The organism is Antricoccus suffuscus (assembly GCF_003003235.1).
Lineage (GTDB): Bacteria > Actinomycetota > Actinomycetes > Mycobacteriales > Antricoccaceae > Antricoccus > Antricoccus suffuscus.
Genome location: NZ_PVUE01000001.1, coordinates 515,355 through 535,212 on the forward strand (window position 1 = coordinate 515,355; position 19,858 = coordinate 535,212).

Genomic DNA, 19,858 nt, shown 5'->3' on the forward strand with positions numbered 1-19,858 from the left:
GCGCTATCTCTATAGTCTGTCTTGGGCCTGGTGTGGAGACCTTCCCGCTCTGTACGCCCGACGAGTTAGGCGGTATAGCGGTCGGAGACCGTGTCCCACTCTAGGAAATCGCCTATCGACGGCGTCTTTTACTGCCGACAGCAATGGGTGTCCAGCCTGAATCCGATCTAAGTAATCCATCTGATCCTGCGTAAAATGGGGGAGCCGCGACGCAACCCGCTGCAGCTTATATTCCAGGAATGCGTAGTTAATGCTGGCCCAGTCTCGATTTATGATCGACCGCAAATGGTATCCCTCATTCATTGCGGCATATCCGAGCAGCCGTTCCTGGACGTGAGCTAACCCGCCATCGTTATGACCTGGCTCCGCCGGATAGTCATCCCAGGTCCAATTGTGCTCCGCTAGAGTTCGGAGCGAATCCGGGCGAAACCAAAACATCGTCCCATATGGGGCAACAGGTGTGGAGCGATCGAACTTGGTCGTGATTCCCAACTTCTCAGCGATGTCCTCAGCCTGTTCGCGGTTGGTGAACCAGGAGTGCCCAAGGGTTGGGTAACCAACGTTCACTATTGGCGGAAATGCCATGCCGAGCGTGGGCTGGTCCTCAAAAAGCCTTAGTATGCTCGCGACGTAGCCTGGCGTATAGAGCAAATTATCAAACATGTGTTCTTTAAACAATACGGCCGTGTTGTAGTCGTTCTGAGGAGATTTTTTCGAGTGTACTCGACATATAAGATCGTATTTGTCGGACAGTAGGACATCTTTGCAAGTGATAAGGAGTGCGCTCATATCTCGCCCGCGGTTTTGCTCCATGACGCGGACTTCGACGTTTGCCGCGTCATACGGCTTGAGGTCTCGCTCGATATGCCGCTTCTTGTCCTCGGATACAGTCGTCACAATTAGGTCGTAGGGAACGGGGATGTTTTTAACGTAGGACATGGTCTCATCGACCATATCTTCGTAGTAGATGTGTGCGAGCACAGCTATGCGCGGCTGAGGTTCCGGTCGGTAGCCAGAATCGAACTCTGGAAGGACCTCGAGCAGAGATAGATTCGTATAGAGGGTTCGGGGTTCTGCTGAGCGAACCACATTGCGCCAGATCAGATCGGTCGGATAGTCGGTTGCCTCGATGGCTTCCATAACTCGTCGGCCAAGGATTGCGTTGCGCTCTAAGTAGGTAGGTTCATGGAAGAAGAGCCGACGTTTGACTATCGGGCAACGGTCTTTTAGTAAAAGATTGGCGTTTTCGAATATAGGGTGTGTCGACGGATAGTTCTCTGGGGGGAATGTCACGCTATACGAAAATCCGCGCTCCGAGAAGTGCTTCGTGAATCGTGATTCGTGTCTCAGTATCGAATCTTCATAGGAGTGAATCATAGGCATGGAATCCCAATAGTCCTGAAATTCAAGCGAGGTAAACATCCGCTTACGGACAGCGATCCAATGGGACTGGATGTGCATTGGCAGTTCATCGTTCGCGCCTGGGAAGGGGTTCGGATTCATCGACTTATGCGCCGTTATCCCCCAGAAGTCTACGTCCTGTCGATTCATGGTCTCGAACGTTTCAGAGAACGGAAACACCGGTCCAAAAAATGTGTAATTCATGAGGACAAGTTCGTCATATTTCGCGAGACGATCTCGGCCAAACGCTTCCATTGCTTGCTTGTATCCCCAGACGTCGAACCCGACGTTTTCCCGTACGTATACGGTGTCGGCAACCGACTCGAGTTTCGAACGCCCGTCCGTTGTCAGAGCCGAATTGGAGACCACGAAGATGGTTTCGGCGTGCTCGCGCAGTCTCGCTAACTTATGGACGATATAGTCGTCCACAATTCCGTGCGGATCGAAAAATAGGTAGAATATTACGCGGCGCACCCGTGTCCCTTCAGATGTGATTGTTTGGTTGTGAAGCGTCTAGATGCTCGGGGATTGCAGCAATGGACTCTCTAGCCCCGACAGCTGCCGGGTGTGGCAACCTAATCGCGACGTTGCTACGATACAGGCACTCTTCGTCAAGTTCGCGGATCTCGCGGATCGACGTTCAGGCGCTTGCCTGTTGAGTGTCTGATTCCTCACAGATGGCACCGTGGCCGGCTGCCCGGTATGCCCCAATACCGAGAGGTTTTGCCGGAACCCGCCGGCGCAACGGTCGGGTGGGCTTGCCGCGGGTGTAAGTTCTCGTTGTTCTTGCGCCGGCGGTTACTCTAATGCGCGGCACAGCTGTCAAGCGCTCGTATTGGCGCATGTCAGGGGTCGTTTTATCGAGCCGAAGTGAGGACTCTGAGTTTCAGATGGGTGTTGACAGGGCGTATGACAATTCTGACTTTGCCATTGCCGAGGAGTGCGATGATGGCGCTCCCCAGACCGCCGGCGGCACCGTCGCGGCTCGCATCTGTAGATCGGTGGTGTCTAGAACCTCAGTAGTCGTCCGGAGACTTGGAGTCGGACGTGCGTCTTCACTCGTAATCTATGCGCTATTGGTTGTGTTCGGTACTACGACCTCGTCGCTTGCCTACTCCATGATGAGCCAGGGTTCTGGATTTGCTCCCGGCGTTATTAGCGGGGAGCCACGGCTGATACGCGGCGATGAGTTTTTGACGTCTACCCCGATCCTGCTGGGATACATTGCGGCCCACGGAACGTCGGCCTTGACGCCTTTAGCGCAGACGCCAGACGTCGTTCATCAGATCCCGTCATCAGGGGTTTTCGAGTCGGTCGTGTTTTTCGATGGGTCCTTACTGCGCTTGCTGTCCTTTGTGCCTGATCAGATGTTGTTCGCCGCGTTTTGGTGGTTGCCTTCCCTGCTCCTAATGCTGTGTCTACCTCCGTGGATGCAGCGACTCGGCGCGAGTCGAATCGGCAGCTGGCTTGCCACGGGTTTGGTATTTGTCGCGCCGTCGGTTGCGTGGTGGTCGATGACGCCGATTCGAGTTATGGCTTTCACGCTCGCCGGATGTCTGCTCTTGATTCGTGGATATGATACTTGGGTAAGGCGACCCTGGCTTGGGTTTTCCTTGTGCGTGTTAGCCGGCATTCTCTGGTCGAGAGTTGTGTCCAATTACGTACCCTGGGCGATCGTGCTGTCGATTCCGATCGTGTTAGCGACAGTATCGTGGTTGCTTTTTCATCGCCGTGGCCGAAAGTTTGCTGTGAAGGCAGCTGTCACGACGTGCTTAAGCGCATTGGTTATGTTGGCTGGCCTAGTTTTCGACAACTGGGCGGCCCTGGTAGCGCAGTCAGACACCGTGTATCCAGGAGCTCGGCGCGTGACGGGTGCGATCCTTCCGGCCGCGAACATGTTCGCCGGACCGTTTCTTCGTAGCCTTCAAGACAACTCGGCGGCCACTGGCATCGGTCAGAGTGATATGTCGCAGGCCTTCACCGTGTGCGCCGTGTGGGCCCTGGTGCTGTGGGTCGGGCTTCCTCAGCGGAAATGGTCAAGGCGCTCAATTCCAATCGCGATGCTTGGCGTATCGACGGCGTTCTGGCTTAGCTGGTGTCTGCTTGATTGGGGTGGTCTTGGCGCGCACCTGCCGATTGTTAACAGAGTCGTGCCGATTCGTGCCGCGCAGACCGTGGGAATCTTGGCGACAATCCTGCTCGGGTTCGTGATCTCGCGAGTTCCTCGCGCGCCTTCCGCCAGGATTCCGCTTACGGCGGCCGTGAGTTGTGGTGCAGCGACTGCCATCGGTGGGTCGTCCCTCTCTGCGGTGTTCATGCCGAGCGTTGGGCCGAAAGAGATATTTCTGTGCACCGTTATCGTCGGGATATTGGTTGGGCTTCTGACGGCATTTCCACGTAGTGGGTGGCTGGCGGCGCTTGGTGTAGGTTGCGCAGCGCTCGTAGTCGTTGGTGCGAATCCAATCCAAGTCGGTTTGGGGGACCTACGAAACAGCAGCACCGCTCAGAAATTCATGGCGATAGGTGTCGACGCGCGCCGAGGACACGAGCTCTGGGCCACCGATTCAAAGTTGACGGCTGCACTCTTGACAGCAACAGGTGTCCCGCAACTGGGCGGCAATCAGGTCACGGGACCGGTCGCGAAAAAGTGGCAGCAACTAGATCCATCAAGCCAGTACAAGGAGATCTGGAATAGGGGTGTGAGCGCGATCATAATGCGGTGGACGACGGATTCGAACGCAACGATTTCGCTCGGTGCGGCTCGTGACCAGATAATCGTAAGTGTCGACCCGTGCGCGCTGCCCGCTAAGGGCTTCAACTTGACCCACATCGTTTCCGAGGGCCCCTTGCCGAACGGTTGCCTGATCTCGAACGGTACGTTCGAATGGAACGGCGCGGAGAAGTATATTTACGCGATCAACTAGCTCCGGTTAACGATTTGACCCGGTGGTCGGTGCGTTTAGGACGAGGTCAGCGTTGAATTATCGTGCGGGCAAACGACCAGTAGATCGCTAATGCGGAGTTCAGCACTCCCATTCCTGGGGGTTGGGTAATCATCGGGGGTTCGATCTTGGACTCGAGCAGTGACGCAAACGCACGTGGGCTCATCTGGTTCGTCGACTGGATCCGCCGTCGGGCTTGGACGATGAAACGTCGGTTGCGTGCCAGCCACATCCAGCCACTTACCTTCTGGCGTGTCCAGCCTTGGAGGATTGCCATGACGAGGAACGCGGGCTCCGTGAGAAGCACCATCGGCAAGACCACGCGCAGCACTGGAGTGGGGAAGTCCGTGAGTACGACGATCAACCGGTTGCGTTCGACGAGATGCATCTTGCGCGGGTTGCGCGAGAATTCGTAGAAGTGGTCCGCGATCGCGTCCGGCACGTAGTCGATCTGATAGCCGCGGAACTGGACGCGCAGGCTCAAGTCGGTGTCTTCGTGATAGGCGAAGTAGCGCTCCTCGAAACCGCCTACCTCATCCCAGACTTTGCGCCGCATTGCGAAGAATCCGCCCGTAGCGCACGCGACCGCCCGGCGCAGAGAGTGGTCGGCGGCCGGCTCGCCGCAGGACCCCGCCCAGGTCACGCCGAGGTAGTGGATCGGATTGCCGACTGAGTTGACCTTGTCCGGCTCGTCCGCCAGATGTAGTGAGCCGCTAGCGATTCCAATCTGCGGCTCATGCGCCACGGCTACGAGGGCATCGAGCGCCCCGTCCCGCACGATCGCATCTGAGTTGACGAAGATGAGCATCGAGCCGGTTGCTTCGTGTGCACCGTAGTTGCACCCTCCGGCGAAGCCGAGGTTGTTGCCGTTACCGATGACGCGAATTCGCGGGTCGATCCCAAGATCACGTGTCGTGCCGTCGATGATGCCGTTGTCGACGAGCACAACCTCGTCGCTTGGGCCGAGTTCTGCGCAGATCGCTGCCAGACATCGTTCAAGATGCTTTTCCTCGCCGTAGCCGAGTACGACAACCGACCGCCTGACCGCACCCTGCTCCAACATCTTCATGCCTCCGGTTCTGTCGCAGGGACGGCTGTTGTTTGAGTCGCCGGTGCGCTTGCAAGCAACCGCTCCAATTGCGTCCAGCGGTAAGCGAACAGCAGCAGGCCGCCGAACGACGAGAGCAACAAGCAGAGACTAACCCGGGTGGTCAGCTCGATCGGGAGCGCGAGGAACGCCAGGAACAGGACCACGGAGATGACCCAAATGATCCCGGCATCTTTCGCCCGCTGGGCTGCGATCAGTACCTGCGCGAGCGCCGAGGCCACCATGAATACGAGGCAGCCGAGGGATAGGAGACCGAGCGTCCAGCGGGAAATGTCGAAACGTGGACCGAAGACGAAGACCAGGAGTTCGGGACCGAACGCGATAAGCAGAACAGTGGCAAGCGCGCCGAGTGCGGTGAGCGCCACGCATACGCGCCGCACCAGTGACCGAACAGCGATGAGTTCCCGGCGCGCGATCAGTGCCGCGATGTTGGGCAAGAGTGACGCTTGGAGGGCCGCAAACAGGAACAACGGGATCCGCGCGATCACAAGGGCCGACAGGAAGACTCCCGCGGTCGGATCAGTAGGGCTGGCGATAGCCTTGGCGGCGAAGGTCCCACCGTTCGCAAGCAGTTGGCTCATCAGTACGGCGACCAGCATCCAGCCGATCACCTTGCGAATCGACGCCCAGCTGTCCTCGTGAGCTCGGCCGTTACTTGCGCCGTCGACGTACCGGAAGTGCGCGCCGATAACCGAGACGCCAGTGGCGACTAGCTGCGAGACGACGAAGACCGCCGCGTAATGCCACGCGGTACTCGAACCACCGAGCGCCAGCGCCGCAGCGCCGACGACGCGCAGGACGCCGTCCACGCAGAGGCCGACACCGTACCGACCGAAATGGCCGCTGCCGGCGAGCATGCCGCGCGAGGTGTGGACCGGCCATAGGCAGGCCGTCGCGGCGAGCGTCGTGATGAATAGAGGCAGGTCACCGTTGAAGATCCGAGTCCCGATGAGCGGCCACGCGGCCGCCGACAATACGACGACCGCGGCCAGGAGCAAGCCGCCAAGTGTGATGATTCGGCGAAGCGCGGGGCGGGCGATCGACCCGTCGTGAGCCGACGAGATCCTGCGGGCGCACTCTTGCTCCAAGGGCAGAAACAATCCAGGGCCAATGGTGAATAGCACCGTCCAAACGACGGTGATTTCGGCGTACCCGACCGGGTGCAGAGCGCGAGCGGCGATCAGCAGGAAACCGTACGACGTGAGGCCCATTACTCCGAGGCCGGCACCTACGGCGACCGTCCCTTTGGGTAGCTTGGCGAGGAACGCGCCGAGTTTGCTGCCGCTGGGAGTACGCCGGGTCATGTATCAGTAGCTTCCGAAGTGGGAGTGTCGCGGGGTTTCCCCCTGCGACAGTGGGGTAGAACGGTATGGTGGGGCGCCAGCCGGATCGGCAGAAGGCGTAGGGACCAGCATAGCGAGACAGATGCGGACAACGGCGGACAATGACGAGCGTGGCTAATCTCGATACGTGGATAATGGTGCCCGCATATAACGAGGCGACCGTGGTTCGCAAAGTGATCGAGGACCTACTCCGGACCTTCCCAAAAGTCGTCGTCGTCGATGACGGAAGTGCCGACGCTACCGTAGACGAGGTGCGGGCGACTGATGCCCGGGTTGTCTGTCATCCGATGAACCTCGGCGCTGGCGCCGCGCGACAAACCGCGATTGAGTTCGCGTTGCGAGATCGGCGCGCGCAGTACTTTGTCACGTTCGACGCCGACGGCCAGCATCGCGCCGACGATGCGAGCGAGATGGTTCAGTTCATGCGGGAGAACCCCGTCGATATCCTCCTGGGGTCGCGCTTTCTAGGCGCCGAGGCGATCGGGATGTCGAAGTCCAAGAAGCTGCTCCTTTCTGCGGGGCGAGTGTTCGAACGCTTCCAGTCCGGGATCGCACTGACCGATGCCCACAACGGTCTTCGCGCATTTCGTCGAAACTTCGCGCAGACCGTGAAGCTCAGCATGGCTGACATGGCGTACGCCAGCGAGCTACTGTCGCTGATCGCTAACAGCGGATTGCCGTACGGCGAGTTTCCGGTCACGATTGACTATTCGGACTACTCGAAGGCCAAGGGTCAACGCTCGATCAACTCGGTCAATATCGCTACCGACGTATTGCTGCACCGGATGCTGAAGGGGCCGCGCAAATGATCATCAAAGTGCTCTTGATCGCGGCGACCGTGGCGGTCCTGTTCTTCTTGCTCCGGCATCGCCAGCGGGTCAGCCTGAAGGCCGGGATACGGGTGACAGGCATTTTGCTCGTGATCGCGGCGATCGTGTGCATTGTGTGGCCGGATATTCCTCAGGCAGTCGCCGACGCAGTAGGCGTCACCCGCGGTACGGACCTCATGCTCTATGTGCTGATTGTCGTTTTTTTCTTCAGCGCCGTTGGGATGTACCTACGGTTGCGTGAACTCGATCGAAGGGTGGTTGAGTTGTCCCGGTCCATAGCGATCGAGACAGCAGTCAGCCGCGATGGTGTCCCGGGCGCGACGGAATCAGACCCGGGCAGCGACGAGTTCTCGGGCGCTTAGCCTTTTCGAGATACAACGACGAACTCGTTGTAGGGAAAGACCTTTCCGACCACACGCGGGAACGGGAACGAGTACTCGTACTCGAATTTCAGACCGAGACGCCCACACACCTCTTGGAGCACCGCGAAATCGGCGAACAGGACATGGGTGTCGTCGGTCTTATAGCCCATCTCCTGCGGACAGATGAAGACGCACCGGGCTCCGTCCTTGAGGAACGGTAGGTACGACTCCATGATCTCGACTGTCTGGTCGAGCGGCATATGCTCGACGAGATGGGCCGCCAGCAACGCGTCGTATCCGCCCTTGACGGCCACCTGAGGATTGTCGAAGAACTCGTCTGTGGTGTAGGCGTCAAGACCCCGATCGCGCGCGACCTGAATCGAGTGCGGGTTGTGATCTACGCCGACGGATTCCTTGCTGAGGTATGCCAAGTTTCGCCCGATGCCGCAACCGACGTCGAGGGTCTTGCCGAGGGTCAGCCGCTGGATATTGCGGCGGTACGGCGCCTGCACGTCAAGGGCTTGTTTCCATCGCTGACCCGATAGCCGGGTGAGTCGGTCGGCGTACTTCGTGCCGGCAGTCGACGGCTCCGTCGCATCTGTTTTGTCTACAGGTTCGTTAGTCATAGTCATGTCTTTGATCGGCAGATAGGTGGGCTACTAGACCGTACGTGATCTCCGGATGCTCGCCCACCATTTCCCTTGCGGAAACACCGAGTTGAGGCTGACTTGGTCGAAATCGAGCGCCTTAGTGGCTAGCCTCGGGGTGTGCTCACAACGGCGTGGACACGAACTCGGGAGGTCTGGAGTGAGCCAAGGCATGCTCGGTGTACAGGTCACTGAGGCCGAAGCCAATGCGGCATCGGCCATGATCAGGGACACAGCGAGTGCGCTCGCAGCGCTGATGGGCGACAGTTCGCCGATGTCGGCGAAGGCGTCCCGCCAGTTAGTCACGGCCTACTTTGCGCAGACACCGTTACAGGATGTTGGCCGGCGCACAGCTGAAGATCTAGCTGCGACCATCGCGGCGCATTTGCAGACGGGACGGCGTCGCGTCGAGGGTGAGATCGCGATCCAAGTACGTCGCACCGGCAACCGGCGGGTGGTCATCGACATCGTCGTCGACGACCGGCCGTTTCTCCTTGACTCGGTCCTTGACCAGCTGCAGACGCACAACGCGCACACCCGATTCGTCGTACACCCCGTGTTGCACGTCGTGCGTGACCCGGTCGGACAGTTCGAGGCGATCGCGAGCAACGACGCCGAGCGATCGGCGGCGATCGCGGAGTCCTGGATGCACCTGGAGCTCGGCGGCATCGATGTCGACGACGAGCTCGGTGCGCTCGAGGGTGAATTGCAGCAGGTGCTCCGGGACGTGTTCGAAGCGGTCGAGGACTGGCCCGCGATGCGCAAACTCGCCGACGACATCGCCACCGAGTTGCGTACGTCGCCGCCCGTGGGGATACCCACCGCCGAAGTCGACGAGACCGCCGAACTGCTCGAATGGCTTGCCGATAACCACTTCACCTTTATCGGCTACCGCGAATACGTGTTGAAGAGGCGCAGGGGAGCCGACTACCTCGACGACGTGCCCGGCACGGGACGGGGGATCCTGCGCGCCGACCGCGACCAGACCCGGCCGCGCAAGCCACTCCCGCCGCCCTCGCAGAAGATCGCCCGCGAAAAGAAGCTGCTGACGATGACCAAGGCGGCGTCGCGATCAACGGTGCACCGTGCGGCGTACCTCGACTACATCGGGATCAAGCAGTTCGACGCCAAGGGTGAGGTCGTGGGGGAGCGCCGGTTCATCGGCCTGCTGACCTCCGCGGCGTACCGGCAACGCGTCCAGCACGTGCCGATCATCGGCCACAAGCTCGCACGAATCATGGACGAGTCCGGTCTCGACCCGATGTCGCACACCGGCAAGGACCTGCGTGACATCATCGAGTCCTTCCCCCGCGATGAGCTGTTCCAGGCCAGTGTCGAGCAGATTCTGGCGGTCGCGGTGGCCGTAATGCAACTGGGAAAGCATCGCCAGACCCGGCTGTTCCTGCGACGGGACGACTTCGGCCGGTTCTTCTCGGCGCTCGTCTTCCTCCCACGGGATCGCTACAACACCGAGGTCCGCCTTCGGATGAACGCGATCCTGATGGAGGAGCTTGCCGGAACCCACATCGAGTTCTCCGCACAGATCAACGACGACTCCCAGATCGCCCGGCTGGAGTTCGTGATCCGGGTGCCCGCGGGCAGCGCGGACACTGACCTGACGCGCGCTCAGTTCGACAAGATTCAACGCCGGGTCGTGGAGGCATCACGGTCGTGGGACGACGACCTCAACGACCTACTCGACGACGTCGACCCGGACGAGGCGTCCGCGATCCAACTTCTCGCGCGCAGCCTCCCCGGCGGTTACCGCGCGCATTTCGACGCGACCGCAGGTATCGAAGACGTCCGCGAACTGCAACTACTGATGCGGGCCGACGCGAAGAGCGCATCGCCGACCGACCTGCCCATGGTCGCCGCAGGAATTTCTCTTCGACTGTTCCTGGACGATGAACCCGACGGCAGCATCGTAGACAGCCAGGCGGACCTGCAAGACAAGGTCAAGACGCGACTGAAGATCTACACCCTCGGCCACCACATGCAGATCTCGACGGTCATACCGCTGCTTCAACACCTCGGGCTTCAGGTGCTCGACGTACGCACCTATGACTTCGACGTACCCACCGATGACGGGCCGACGCCCGTGTGGATATATCAATTCGGGCTGCGTCCGTCGATCGAACTGGTCAAGGGACGTGAGGGGCTTGCCGCGAAATTCAACGACGCGTTCGCCGCGGCGTGGAGCGGCGTAAGTGAGAGCGACCGGCTCAACCGGCTCGTGCTCGGCGCCGGCATGACGTGGCGCGAAGTCGCGCTGCTCCGTGCGCTCGGCCGCTACGTGCGAATGGGTGCGCTGTCCTTCAGCAAGGAGCTCGTCGATTCTGCGATCGCGGCCAATCCGCACATCGCGCAGATGCTCATTGACCTGTTCTATGCGCTGTTCGACCCGGCCACGGACGAATCTAACGAGGCGCGAACGCGCAAGGCCGAACGAATCCGCAAGAAGGTGCGTGCGGCGCTCGTGGATGTCGCCAGCCTCGATGAGGACCGCGCGCTGTCCGCCGTGTTCCGGGTCATCATGGCGACGCTGCGGACCAACTACTTCCAGAAGGACCAGGACAACAACACCCAGCCCTACATCTCCATCAAGCTCGACCCGAACGCGATCCCCGAGTTGCCTGCGCCCAAGCCCTACCGGGAAATCTGGGTGCATTCGCCCCGGTTCGAGGGGGTACATCTGCGTTTTGGCGAGGTTGCTCGCGGCGGGCTGCGCTGGTCGGATCGACGCGACGATATGCGCACCGAGATCCTCGGGTTGGTGAAGGCGCAGATGGTCAAGAACACCGTCATCGTGCCGACCGGCGCGAAGGGCGGCTTCCTCCCCAAGCGACTGCCCGATGCAGACATCGACCGGGACGCGTGGCTGGCCGAGGGTGTCGCCTGCTACCGCGCATTCATCCGGTCGATGCTCGAGATCACCGACAACCGCGACGGTGACGCGATCATTTCGCCGGCGAACGTCGTACGACGAGACGACGACGATCCCTACTTGGTCGTCGCGGCGGACAAGGGTACGGCGGCGTTCTCGGACTACGCCAACGAAGAGTCGGTCAACGCCGGCTACTGGCTCGGGGACGCATTCGCATCCGGCGGGTCGGTCGGCTACGACCACAAGGACATGGGGATCACCGCGCGCGGCGCCTGGGAGTCGGTCAAGCGGCACTTCCGCGAGCTCGGCACCGATACCCAGGCGGAGGAGTTCACCGCCGTCGGGATCGGCGATATGTCCGGCGACGTCTTCGGCAACGGCATGCTCTGCTCGGAGCAGCTTCGGCTGGTCGCGGCCTTCGACCACCGGCATATCTTCATCGACCCCAATCCCGACGCCGCGGCGACCTACCCTGAACGGCAGCGACTTTTCGACCTGCCGCGCTCCTCGTGGGATGACTACAACCGCGATCTGATCTCGCGTGGCGGCGGGATCTGGCCGCGTACGGCGAAGTCGATACCGATCTCCGACGCCGCCCGCACCGCTCTTGGCATCACCGGCAAGGCAGCCGAGTTGCCGCCCAATGAGCTCATCAAGGCGATCCTGTTGGCGCCGGTGGACCTCCTCTGGAACGGCGGAATTGGTACCTATATAAAGGCTTCCGACGAATCCAACGGAGAAGTCGGAGACCGCAGCAACGACACGATCCGGGTCAACGGCGCGCAGGTCCGGGCCAACGTCGTGGGCGAAGGCGGCAACCTGGGCGTCACCCAGCGCGGCAGGATCGAATATGCGCTCGTGGGTGCGGGAGGAGATGGCGGGAAGATCAACACCGATGCCATCGACAACTCTGCCGGCGTCGACACTTCCGACCACGAAGTAAACATCAAGATCCTGCTGCAACAGGCGATCGCGGACGGCGTACTCAAGGCCGACGCGCGGCCCAAGCTACTGCACTCGATGACCGACGAGATCGGGCGCCTCGTGCTGATCGACAACTACGACCAGAACGTCGCACTGGCCTGCGAGGAATACAACAAGATGTCCCTCAACGACGCGCATCGGCGGTTGATGCGTTCGCTGGAAGCCTCGGGGCTGCTGGACCGCGACATTGAGTATTTGCCCACGGACGACGAATTGCGTGAGCGGTTTCGCAACGGCGACGGTCTGACCTCGCCGGAGCTCGCGGTGCTCCTTGCCTATTCCAAGATCCAGATGAAACAGCAGCTGCTGCAGTCGAGTTTGCCTGATGCGTCGGCATTTCACAGTCTGCTGGTCGACTACTTCCCGACCCCGCTGCGCAAGAAATATGAAGGGCAGATGGGTGCCCATCCGCTGCACCGCGAGATCGTCGCCACGCTCATTTCCAACCAGCTCGTCAACACCGGCGGTACGACGAGTGCACTGCGGATGGTCGAGGAGACCGGGGCGACACCCGAGGCGGTCTTCCGTGCCCAAACTGCCGCGACCCGGATCTTCGATATGCATGGAGTCTTCGCGAAGATTTCGGGTCTGGACAACAAGGTCCCGAGCAACATCCAAACGTCGATGCGAGTTGAGATCCAGCGTCTTGTCGAGCGCGGCACTCGGTGGCTGGTGCGCAACGTTCCGTTGCCGATCGATGTCGCGGCAACGGTCGAGCGCTACACCGGCGGAGCAGCCGAGGTAATCCGCAACCTGCCGCGCTCGCTAACAGGGATGGACCGGGACACCTTCGAGGGGCGCACCAGGGAGCTCGAGTTTGCCGGCGTACCAGCGGTTTTCGCAAAACTGGTCGCCTCGATGCCCAAGGCGATCGCGGCGCTGGACATCGTCGACCTCGCCGCCACCACGCAAGGCAAACTGTCGGAGATCACTGCGGCGTACCAGACGGTCGCCGACAAGTTCGAGATCTCGGCCTTGCTCGAGCGGATCATTTCGATGCCGCGCGACAGCCGGTGGCGGTCGATGGCCCGCGGCACGCTGCGCGACGACCTCAACTGGTCGCACGCCCAGCTCACGTCGCAGATCATGAACGTCACCGGCGCGACCAAACCCGAAGCTAAGTGCGAGGTGTGGCGCGACCAGCTGTCCGAAAACGGTGAGCAGTCGCTGGAGATGCTGGCCGAGATCATGTCCACCGACACCAACGATCTTGCATCGATTGTGGTCGCCGTACAGCTCATCCGGGACGTGGTGACCGGTACGACGACGACTCACTGACCCGCTCTGTCGTTACGTCCGGCAAGGTGGTCGTCAGGGCGACCACTTTGCCGGACCTAACAGTGCGGATGCGGGCACGTGTCATGATGTGGTCCAGATCGCTTCCGGACTGAAGGGCGCCCGCATGCTCGACCCACAGGCTCAGAATCTGCTCGACCTCATCGCGGCAAGGAACTTGCCCCCGGTTCATGAGCTCCCTCCGGTCGAGGCGCGGGCGGCGTACCGCTTGTCCTGCGAGGCGACGGGCCCGGCCGTGCCGGATGTCGCCTCGACGCGTGATTTCGAGGTACCGGGCCCGGACACACCGATCCCGATCCGCGAATATCGACCCCTTGGCAACGCGGCCGGCGAAATACTTGGTGCCCTGGTCTACATCCACGGCGGCGGGTACGTCATCGGCGATCTTGAAACGCACGACACGCTGTGCCGGCTGCTGTCCAACCAGTCCGGCTGCGCGATCTACGCCGTGGACTACCGGCTGGCGCCCGAGTCACCGTTTCCCGCGGCGGTCGACGACTCGCTCGCCGCTGTGCGCTGGGTATTCGACAACGCCACGACACTCGCGATCGACCCCTCGCGGATCGGGATCGGTGGCGACAGCGCGGGTGGCAACTTGACCGCCGTCTCCTGCCTAGCGCTGCGCGACTCCGGTGGGCCGCGTCCGGCGTTCCAGATGCTCGTCTACCCCGGAATCGACATGCACTGCACTATGCCGTCGCACAAGGAAAACGCCGAAGGCTACATCCTCACTGCCGAGACAATCGACTACTTCGTCGGCCACTACGTGGATTCGTCAGAGTACGACGACTGGCGTGCCTCGCCGCTGCTCGCGGCCAATCACGCCGACCTGCCGCCGGCCCTCGTGATCACGGCCGGGTTCGATCCGTTGCGCGACGAGGGTGCGGCGTACGCCGACAAACTGTCCGCGTCCGGCAACTCCGTGCAGTACGTCCACTTCCCGCGAATGGTGCACGGCTTCCTCACGATGAGTGGCGTACTTGACGAAGCAACGACCGCGATCACCCTGTGCGCGGCGATCATGCGGGAGCGTCTCGGCTCCGCCTGACTCCTCGCTTGTGTCATCACTTGTGCCCTTGTGTCACCGACCTCGGTGACACAAGGGCATCGTTCGTGACACAAGCGCCGTTTGAGCAGCGGAAAGATTGACACGGCCCGGCCGGACCGGTTAACTAACACGAATTTCATGTGTTGAGCCTTGTCGTTAGACACGCCAAGGTCTACGTCTGCGTCGTCGGCGTTACCACGTCGGGTCGCTTAGCGAGTGTCGCCGCGATCGCGGGCGTGCACCGAATTGCCATCAGGACAAGTAGCGAACATTCCGAGTTTCTCGTACCGGTTGATTGGATTCGCATATGCGCAGGAGTTCCACGTTAATTGTCGGCGTACTGGCCGCGGCTATGGTGGCGGCCGGTTGTGGCGCACCCTCGCAGAAGACCCAGGCAAGCGACGTATCGCTTGAGAGCGGAATCCCGCTCGACAAGAACTTCGATCCCGAGGCCGAATTCAACTGGTCGTTCCCGGTCGGGACCACAAGCTGGGACCCGATCCTCGGATCGACCGGATTCGACCTGCCGTTCTTGTTGCCGGCGTACGACCGGCTCGTCTACCTTGCGCCAGATGGAAAGTTCGAGCCCATGCTCGCCGAGAGTTGGGATGCGTCCGCCGACGGCAAGGTGCTGACCTTCAAGCTCCGCGCTGACGTCACGTTTTCTGACGGAGAGCCGTTCAACGCCACCGCGGTCAAGACCAACCTGGATCGCGCCGCCGGGCCGGGGAGCATGATCAAGTCCCAGTTGCACAACGTGGCCAGCGTCGATGTGGTCGACGACCTGACGGTCAAGGTCCAGCTGGACGGCGGGATGGGAGCCTTCCTCGCTGCGATGTCCGAGCGCCCGGGGATGATGGCCTCGCCCAAGGCGATCGCCGCCGGAAACCTTGCCGCAGCGCCCGTCGGGGTCGGCCCCTACATCGCCTCCGAAATCGTTCCAGGCAACAGCGTGACCTTTACCAAGACCGAAGGCTACTGGGATCCGGATGCGCAGCGCGTCGCGGTGATGCACTACAAGGCGATACCCGATGACCAGACGCGACTCAACGCGTTGCAGTCGGGCGAGCTCAACGGTGCCTACATCGCGCAGAAACACGTCACACCGGCGAAGGACGCCGGTCTGGACGTCATCGGCGACGTCAGCCCGGTCCTGAACTACCTCGCGGTGAACACGAGCGTGAAACCCTTCGACGACCCGAAGGTGCGGTTGGCGATGAACTACGCGATCGACCGCGTCGGCATCGGCGAAGGCTTGTTTGAAGGCCTCTGCACGCCCCAGATCCAGCCCTTCCCGTCGACGAGTTTCGCCTACAACAAGGACATCGGTGACGGCCTCGACATCTGGCCACACGATCCGGAGAAGGCGAAGAAACTGCTGAAAGAGGCCGGCTATCGGGACGGCTTCACCTTCGCAACGGTAGTTACCACGGTCACCGCCTATGTTGCCGAGGCCGAAGCGATCCAAGACCAGCTCAAAGAGGTCGGGATCAACATGGAGATCAAGCCATTGCCGACCGTGCAGCTCGTCGACGAATTCGGGATCTCCAAGGTGACGCCCGCCGTCGTCACGCCGACGTCCTCAACGGTAGATCCGCATACCTTCATGGAAGGGACGATGCATCCCGACGCTCGCTTCAATCCCGGCGCCCAGCTGTCTCCGAAGATGGTCGAGCTAATCGAAAAGGGAGCCGCTCCACTGGATTCGAAAGATCGGGCACCCTTCTATAGCGATTTCATGGACCTGTGGATCGACGAGGTGCCGCATGTGATGCCGATCTGCGTCCAGCACATCACGCAGGCGTACGACGACACGGTCTCCAACGTGCAGATCTATCACAGCGGCGTCGTCGACCTTCGCGGTGTCGCGGTCAGCAAGAAGGACTAGGTTCGGGGTTTGTGTGGAAGTTCTATGTACGCCGGCGTACATAGAACTTCCACATAAACAAGGCGGCGTGGGTTTAGGCGAGCTCGAAGTCGGCGAAGTCGAAGCCTGGCGTCACGACACAGCCCACGATGACGGTCTCGTCGCCCGCCGGACGCGCGGCCTGCCAGACGTTGGCCGGCACCAGCAGTTGGCCGCCGAGCCCGAGGGTGTACGTCGTCGCGTCGCCGGGCCGGGCGCCGTCGCCACCGAGATCGAGTTCGAGAGGGCCGCCGCCTTGCCAGAACCACAGTTCGTCGGAGCGCACCCGGTGCCACGCGGATTCTTGCCCGGGTTGCAGTAGAAACGAGATCGCGGTCGCGAGACCGCGCGGACCGTTGGGCGTGGCGACGTCCTGCGGGTTGCGATAGTGCTCGACGTACCAGCCGCCCTCCGGGTGTGGTTGCATGCCGAGGGCGGCGGGATCGGTCAGGTCGTCGGCGTTGAACTGGTACATGCCACCGAGCCTACGGAGCGTGAGCCGCGACTTACACGGACTTGGCCTACGACACCCGAATGAGTAACGCCGCCGGTGACCTCGGACTAGATGTGCTCGCGCCCGGCGCCAATTAGTCCGGCGCGCGGGAGGCCCGTTCCGTGAGTGCAGTGCTCGCTAAAGGTGCGCGTTGCGGTCGCTAGGATTTCGGCGTGCCTCCTGCTCAGCGCCGTACGGCGTCGTCGCCTCGAAAGGTGGTGTCGACGCGTACGCCGAAACGGACGACCGCTGCCAAACGGAAGACTGCCTCGCAGCGGGCGATGGAGAAGCGGATCGCGCACCGAAATCTCTTGGCGCGTAGGGCATTGGTGATTGGTGCCGCGATCCTGATAGTGGCGGGCATCGTGTTTGCCGTGGTCAAGGAAGAGCCGCCGGCGTACGCCGATGAACTCGGCTGCGCGGCCACCGCCCCACTCAAACAGGGGAGCGTCCCGGGCGGGTGGTACGACGATGTCGTGGCCGCCGCGAAGAGTTCGGGGCTGCCGGCGCCGATCCTCGCCGCGCAGCTCGACCAGGAGTCCCGATGGGATCCACAAGCGGTCAGCCATGCCGGTGCACAGGGTCTCGCTCAGTTCCGGCCCGACACGTGGGACGAGTACGGCGCGGGCGACCCGTTCGATCCGCAGGACGCGATCAAAGCGCAGGGCAATTTCATGGCGCACCTCATCGAGTCGGTCACGTCGCTGGCCACCCAGAGCGGCGAGCACCCCGTCGTACTCGCGCTCGCGGCCTACAACGCCGGTCCCACCGCGGTCGCGAAGTACGGTGGTGTGCCGCCGTTCGCGGAGACCGAGCACTACGTCAAGGTGATACCGCAGATGGCGAACTCGACGTACGCCGAGGGCTGCGACTAAGGCAATTGGAGGACTCGTGAAGATAGCCGTTGTCGGCACCGGGGCGATGGGCTCGACGTACGCCGGACTGCTCAGCGCGGCCGGGCACGAGGTCTGGGCCATCGACACGTGGGTCGAGCACATCGATGCGATCAACCGTGATGGTCTGCGGGTCGAAGGTGCCAGCGGTGATCGGGTGGCGCGGCTCTCGGCGAGTACGTCGACGGGGGACCCTGGCGTCTGCGACCTGGTCATCATCGCGACCAAGGCCGACGGGGTGACCGCGGCCGCGCGCAGCATCGACCCGCTGCTCGGCCCGGAGTCCGTCGTACTCACCATCCAAAACGGCCTCGGCAGCGCCGAACGCATCGTCGAAGCAATCGGCCCGGAGCGGGTGCTGGTCGGGATCGCGGGCGGTTTCGGTGCGTCGATCCGTACGCCGGGGCACGCGCACCACACCGGCTGGGAGACCGTCCGGATCGGCGAGCTGGCCGGTGCCGTCTCGCCCCGGCTGCGGGCCGTCGTCGACGTGTGGCGCAACGCCGGATTCCCTGCTGAGGTCGCGGAAAACGTGCACCGGATGATCTGGGAGAAGTTCATCTGCAACGTCGGCTTCTCCGGGATCTGCACGCTGACCGGACTCAAAATGGGCGAGGTCACCGACAACCCGGATGCGTGGGAAGTCGGCGCCGGCTGCGCCCGCGAGGCGTGGGAGGTCGCGCGGGCGCTCGAGGTCGGGGTGCGGTTCGACGATCCGGTGGCGCACGTGCGCGAATACGGCCGCGCGATCGCGGAGGCGCGGCCGTCGATGGCGCTTGATCATTTGGCGGGCAAGCGCTCCGAGGTCGACGTACTGAACGGCGCGGTGCCCGTCCAAGCACGCAAGGTCGGCCTGCGTGCGCCGTACAACGAGGTGGTCAGCGCCCTGGTGCGGCAGCGGGAGACCCAGTTCGCGACCTGAGCCGTCGACGATTTTGGCGGGCGTTGGCCACAAAACCGAATCGGATTCGGCTTTGGTCGATACACTCGGCGAATGGAACGTGAGAGCACCGGTGTGACCGAACCGATCGCAGCCGGCGGCAAGGTTCTCTCGCGCGCCGAGGCCACCCGCGCCGCCATCCTCGACGCGGCTCGGGTCGTGTTCGTCCGTGACGGGTACGCCGAATCGTCGATCGCCGTGATTTGCGAGTCGGCCGGCGCCAGCGTCGGCAGTCTTTATCACCACTTCGGTGGCAAGGCCGACGTCTTCATCGCGCTGTTTCGTCGGCACGCCCAAGTGCTCAGCTCGGCCGCGACGAATGCCGTCGTCCTCGCCCGCGCCTCCGGCGAGCTCGACCCGGTCGAACTGTTCGTCGCCGGTGCGCGTGGATATCTGCAGCAGTGCCGCGCGGAGAAGGACCTGACCGTGCTGTTCTTGTACGGCGACGGCCCGCCCGGATTCAATGCGCTTCGTCGGGCGGAGGACTCGTCATGGGTCGGTCAGAATTCGCGACTGATCCGGGCGGAAGAACGCCGTAACGGTCGGGCTTTGGTGCATGTGCTGACGACCGTGTGCGGCTCGGCCGGGCGCGAGGTGGCGAAGGCGCAGACCGCCAAGGACACCGACGTACTCATCGACGACTTCTGCGACCTGCTCCGCCGCGTCGCCCAGCCTTAACCTCGGCCGCGAGACGCGGACTGTGTGGAAATTCGACGTACGCGGGTGTACGCCGATCTTCCACGTTATCGACGGAGTGCGTGGATCTACCCATTCCGGCGAT

The 19,858-nt window shown here is 62.0% G+C and carries 14 protein-coding genes; 9 read left to right on the forward strand and 5 right to left on the reverse strand.

The features are described from left to right. Positions 1–9: 9 nt before the first annotated feature. Positions 10–1,830 (reverse strand): rhamnan synthesis F family protein, encoded by a 1,821-nt coding sequence (locus tag CLV47_RS02460; RefSeq protein WP_202862334.1) that lies wholly within the window; start codon positions 1,828–1,830, stop codon positions 10–12. Between the two features lie 461 nt (positions 1,831–2,291). On the opposite strand from CLV47_RS02460, the gene CLV47_RS02465 reads away from it, so the two are divergent. Then, the gene (locus CLV47_RS02465) at positions 2,292–4,325 is read left to right on the forward strand and encodes a DUF7657 domain-containing protein (protein WP_106347392.1); all 2,034 of its coding nucleotides are present in this window, start codon (positions 2,292–2,294) and stop codon (positions 4,323–4,325) included. 46 nt (positions 4,326–4,371) lie between these two features. Here CLV47_RS02465 and CLV47_RS02470 read toward each other — a convergent pair whose 3' ends face one another. Both CLV47_RS02470 and CLV47_RS02475 read right to left on the reverse strand, forming a co-directional pair. Continuing rightward, positions 4,372–5,412, reverse strand: a complete 1,041-nt coding sequence (locus CLV47_RS02470) for a glycosyltransferase family 2 protein (RefSeq protein ID WP_106347393.1) — start codon at positions 5,410–5,412, stop codon at positions 4,372–4,374. Continuing rightward, a complete protein-coding gene (locus CLV47_RS02475) occupies positions 5,409–6,755 on the reverse strand; it encodes a lipopolysaccharide biosynthesis protein (protein ID WP_106347394.1) in 1,347 nt (448 codons plus the stop codon). The genes CLV47_RS02470 and CLV47_RS02475 overlap by 4 nt, the downstream gene beginning before the upstream one ends. A 149-nt stretch (positions 6,756–6,904) precedes the next feature. Between CLV47_RS02475 and CLV47_RS02480 the strand changes: the two genes are divergently transcribed. Then, positions 6,905–7,603, forward strand: a complete 699-nt coding sequence (locus CLV47_RS02480) for a glycosyltransferase family 2 protein (RefSeq protein WP_202862335.1) — start codon at positions 6,905–6,907, stop codon at positions 7,601–7,603. After that, positions 7,600–7,986, forward strand: coding sequence for a DUF2304 domain-containing protein (locus tag CLV47_RS02485; RefSeq protein ID WP_106347396.1), 387 nt, complete (start codon positions 7,600–7,602; stop codon positions 7,984–7,986). The genes CLV47_RS02480 and CLV47_RS02485 overlap by 4 nt, the downstream gene beginning before the upstream one ends. On the opposite strand, the gene CLV47_RS02490 is transcribed toward CLV47_RS02485, so the two are convergent. Further along, positions 7,983–8,612 carry a class I SAM-dependent methyltransferase gene (locus tag CLV47_RS02490; RefSeq protein WP_177557465.1) on the reverse strand — a complete coding sequence of 210 codons (630 nt, stop codon included), beginning with the start codon at positions 8,610–8,612 and terminating at the stop codon, positions 7,983–7,985. The genes CLV47_RS02485 and CLV47_RS02490 overlap by 4 nt on opposite strands. Positions 8,613–8,793: 181 nt before the next feature. On the opposite strand from CLV47_RS02490, the gene CLV47_RS02495 reads away from it, so the two are divergent. The 3 genes from CLV47_RS02495 (at position 8,794) to CLV47_RS02505 (ending at position 16,733) form a co-directional block, all read left to right on the forward strand. Then, positions 8,794–13,779 carry an NAD-glutamate dehydrogenase gene (locus CLV47_RS02495; protein ID WP_202862336.1) on the forward strand — a complete coding sequence of 1,662 codons (4,986 nt, stop codon included), beginning with the start codon at positions 8,794–8,796 and terminating at the stop codon, positions 13,777–13,779. A gap of 124 nt (positions 13,780–13,903) precedes the next feature. After that, positions 13,904–14,845 (forward strand): alpha/beta hydrolase, encoded by a 942-nt coding sequence (locus tag CLV47_RS02500; RefSeq protein WP_106347399.1) that lies wholly within the window; start codon positions 13,904–13,906, stop codon positions 14,843–14,845. A gap of 307 nt (positions 14,846–15,152) precedes the next feature. Then, complete coding sequence (locus CLV47_RS02505; RefSeq protein ID WP_106347400.1) at positions 15,153–16,733, forward strand: ABC transporter substrate-binding protein; 1,581 nt, start codon at positions 15,153–15,155, stop codon at positions 16,731–16,733. A gap of 73 nt (positions 16,734–16,806) precedes the next feature. On the opposite strand, the gene CLV47_RS02510 is transcribed toward CLV47_RS02505, so the two are convergent. Then, on the reverse strand, positions 16,807–17,226 hold the full coding sequence (locus tag CLV47_RS02510) for a cupin domain-containing protein (protein WP_106347401.1): 420 nt from the start codon (positions 17,224–17,226) through the stop codon (positions 16,807–16,809). A gap of 191 nt (positions 17,227–17,417) precedes the next feature. Between CLV47_RS02510 and CLV47_RS02515 the strand changes: the two genes are divergently transcribed. The 3 genes from CLV47_RS02515 (at position 17,418) to CLV47_RS02525 (ending at position 19,755) form a co-directional block, all read left to right on the forward strand. Beyond that, complete coding sequence (locus CLV47_RS02515; protein WP_202862337.1) at positions 17,418–18,119, forward strand: lytic transglycosylase domain-containing protein; 702 nt, start codon at positions 17,418–17,420, stop codon at positions 18,117–18,119. 16 nt (positions 18,120–18,135) lie between these two features. Beyond that, the gene (locus tag CLV47_RS02520; protein WP_106347402.1) at positions 18,136–19,059 is read left to right on the forward strand and encodes a ketopantoate reductase family protein; all 924 of its coding nucleotides are present in this window, start codon (positions 18,136–18,138) and stop codon (positions 19,057–19,059) included. A gap of 72 nt (positions 19,060–19,131) precedes the next feature. Beyond that, a complete protein-coding gene (locus CLV47_RS02525; RefSeq protein WP_106347403.1) occupies positions 19,132–19,755 on the forward strand; it encodes a TetR/AcrR family transcriptional regulator in 624 nt (207 codons plus the stop codon). Positions 19,756–19,858 lie beyond the last annotated feature (103 nt).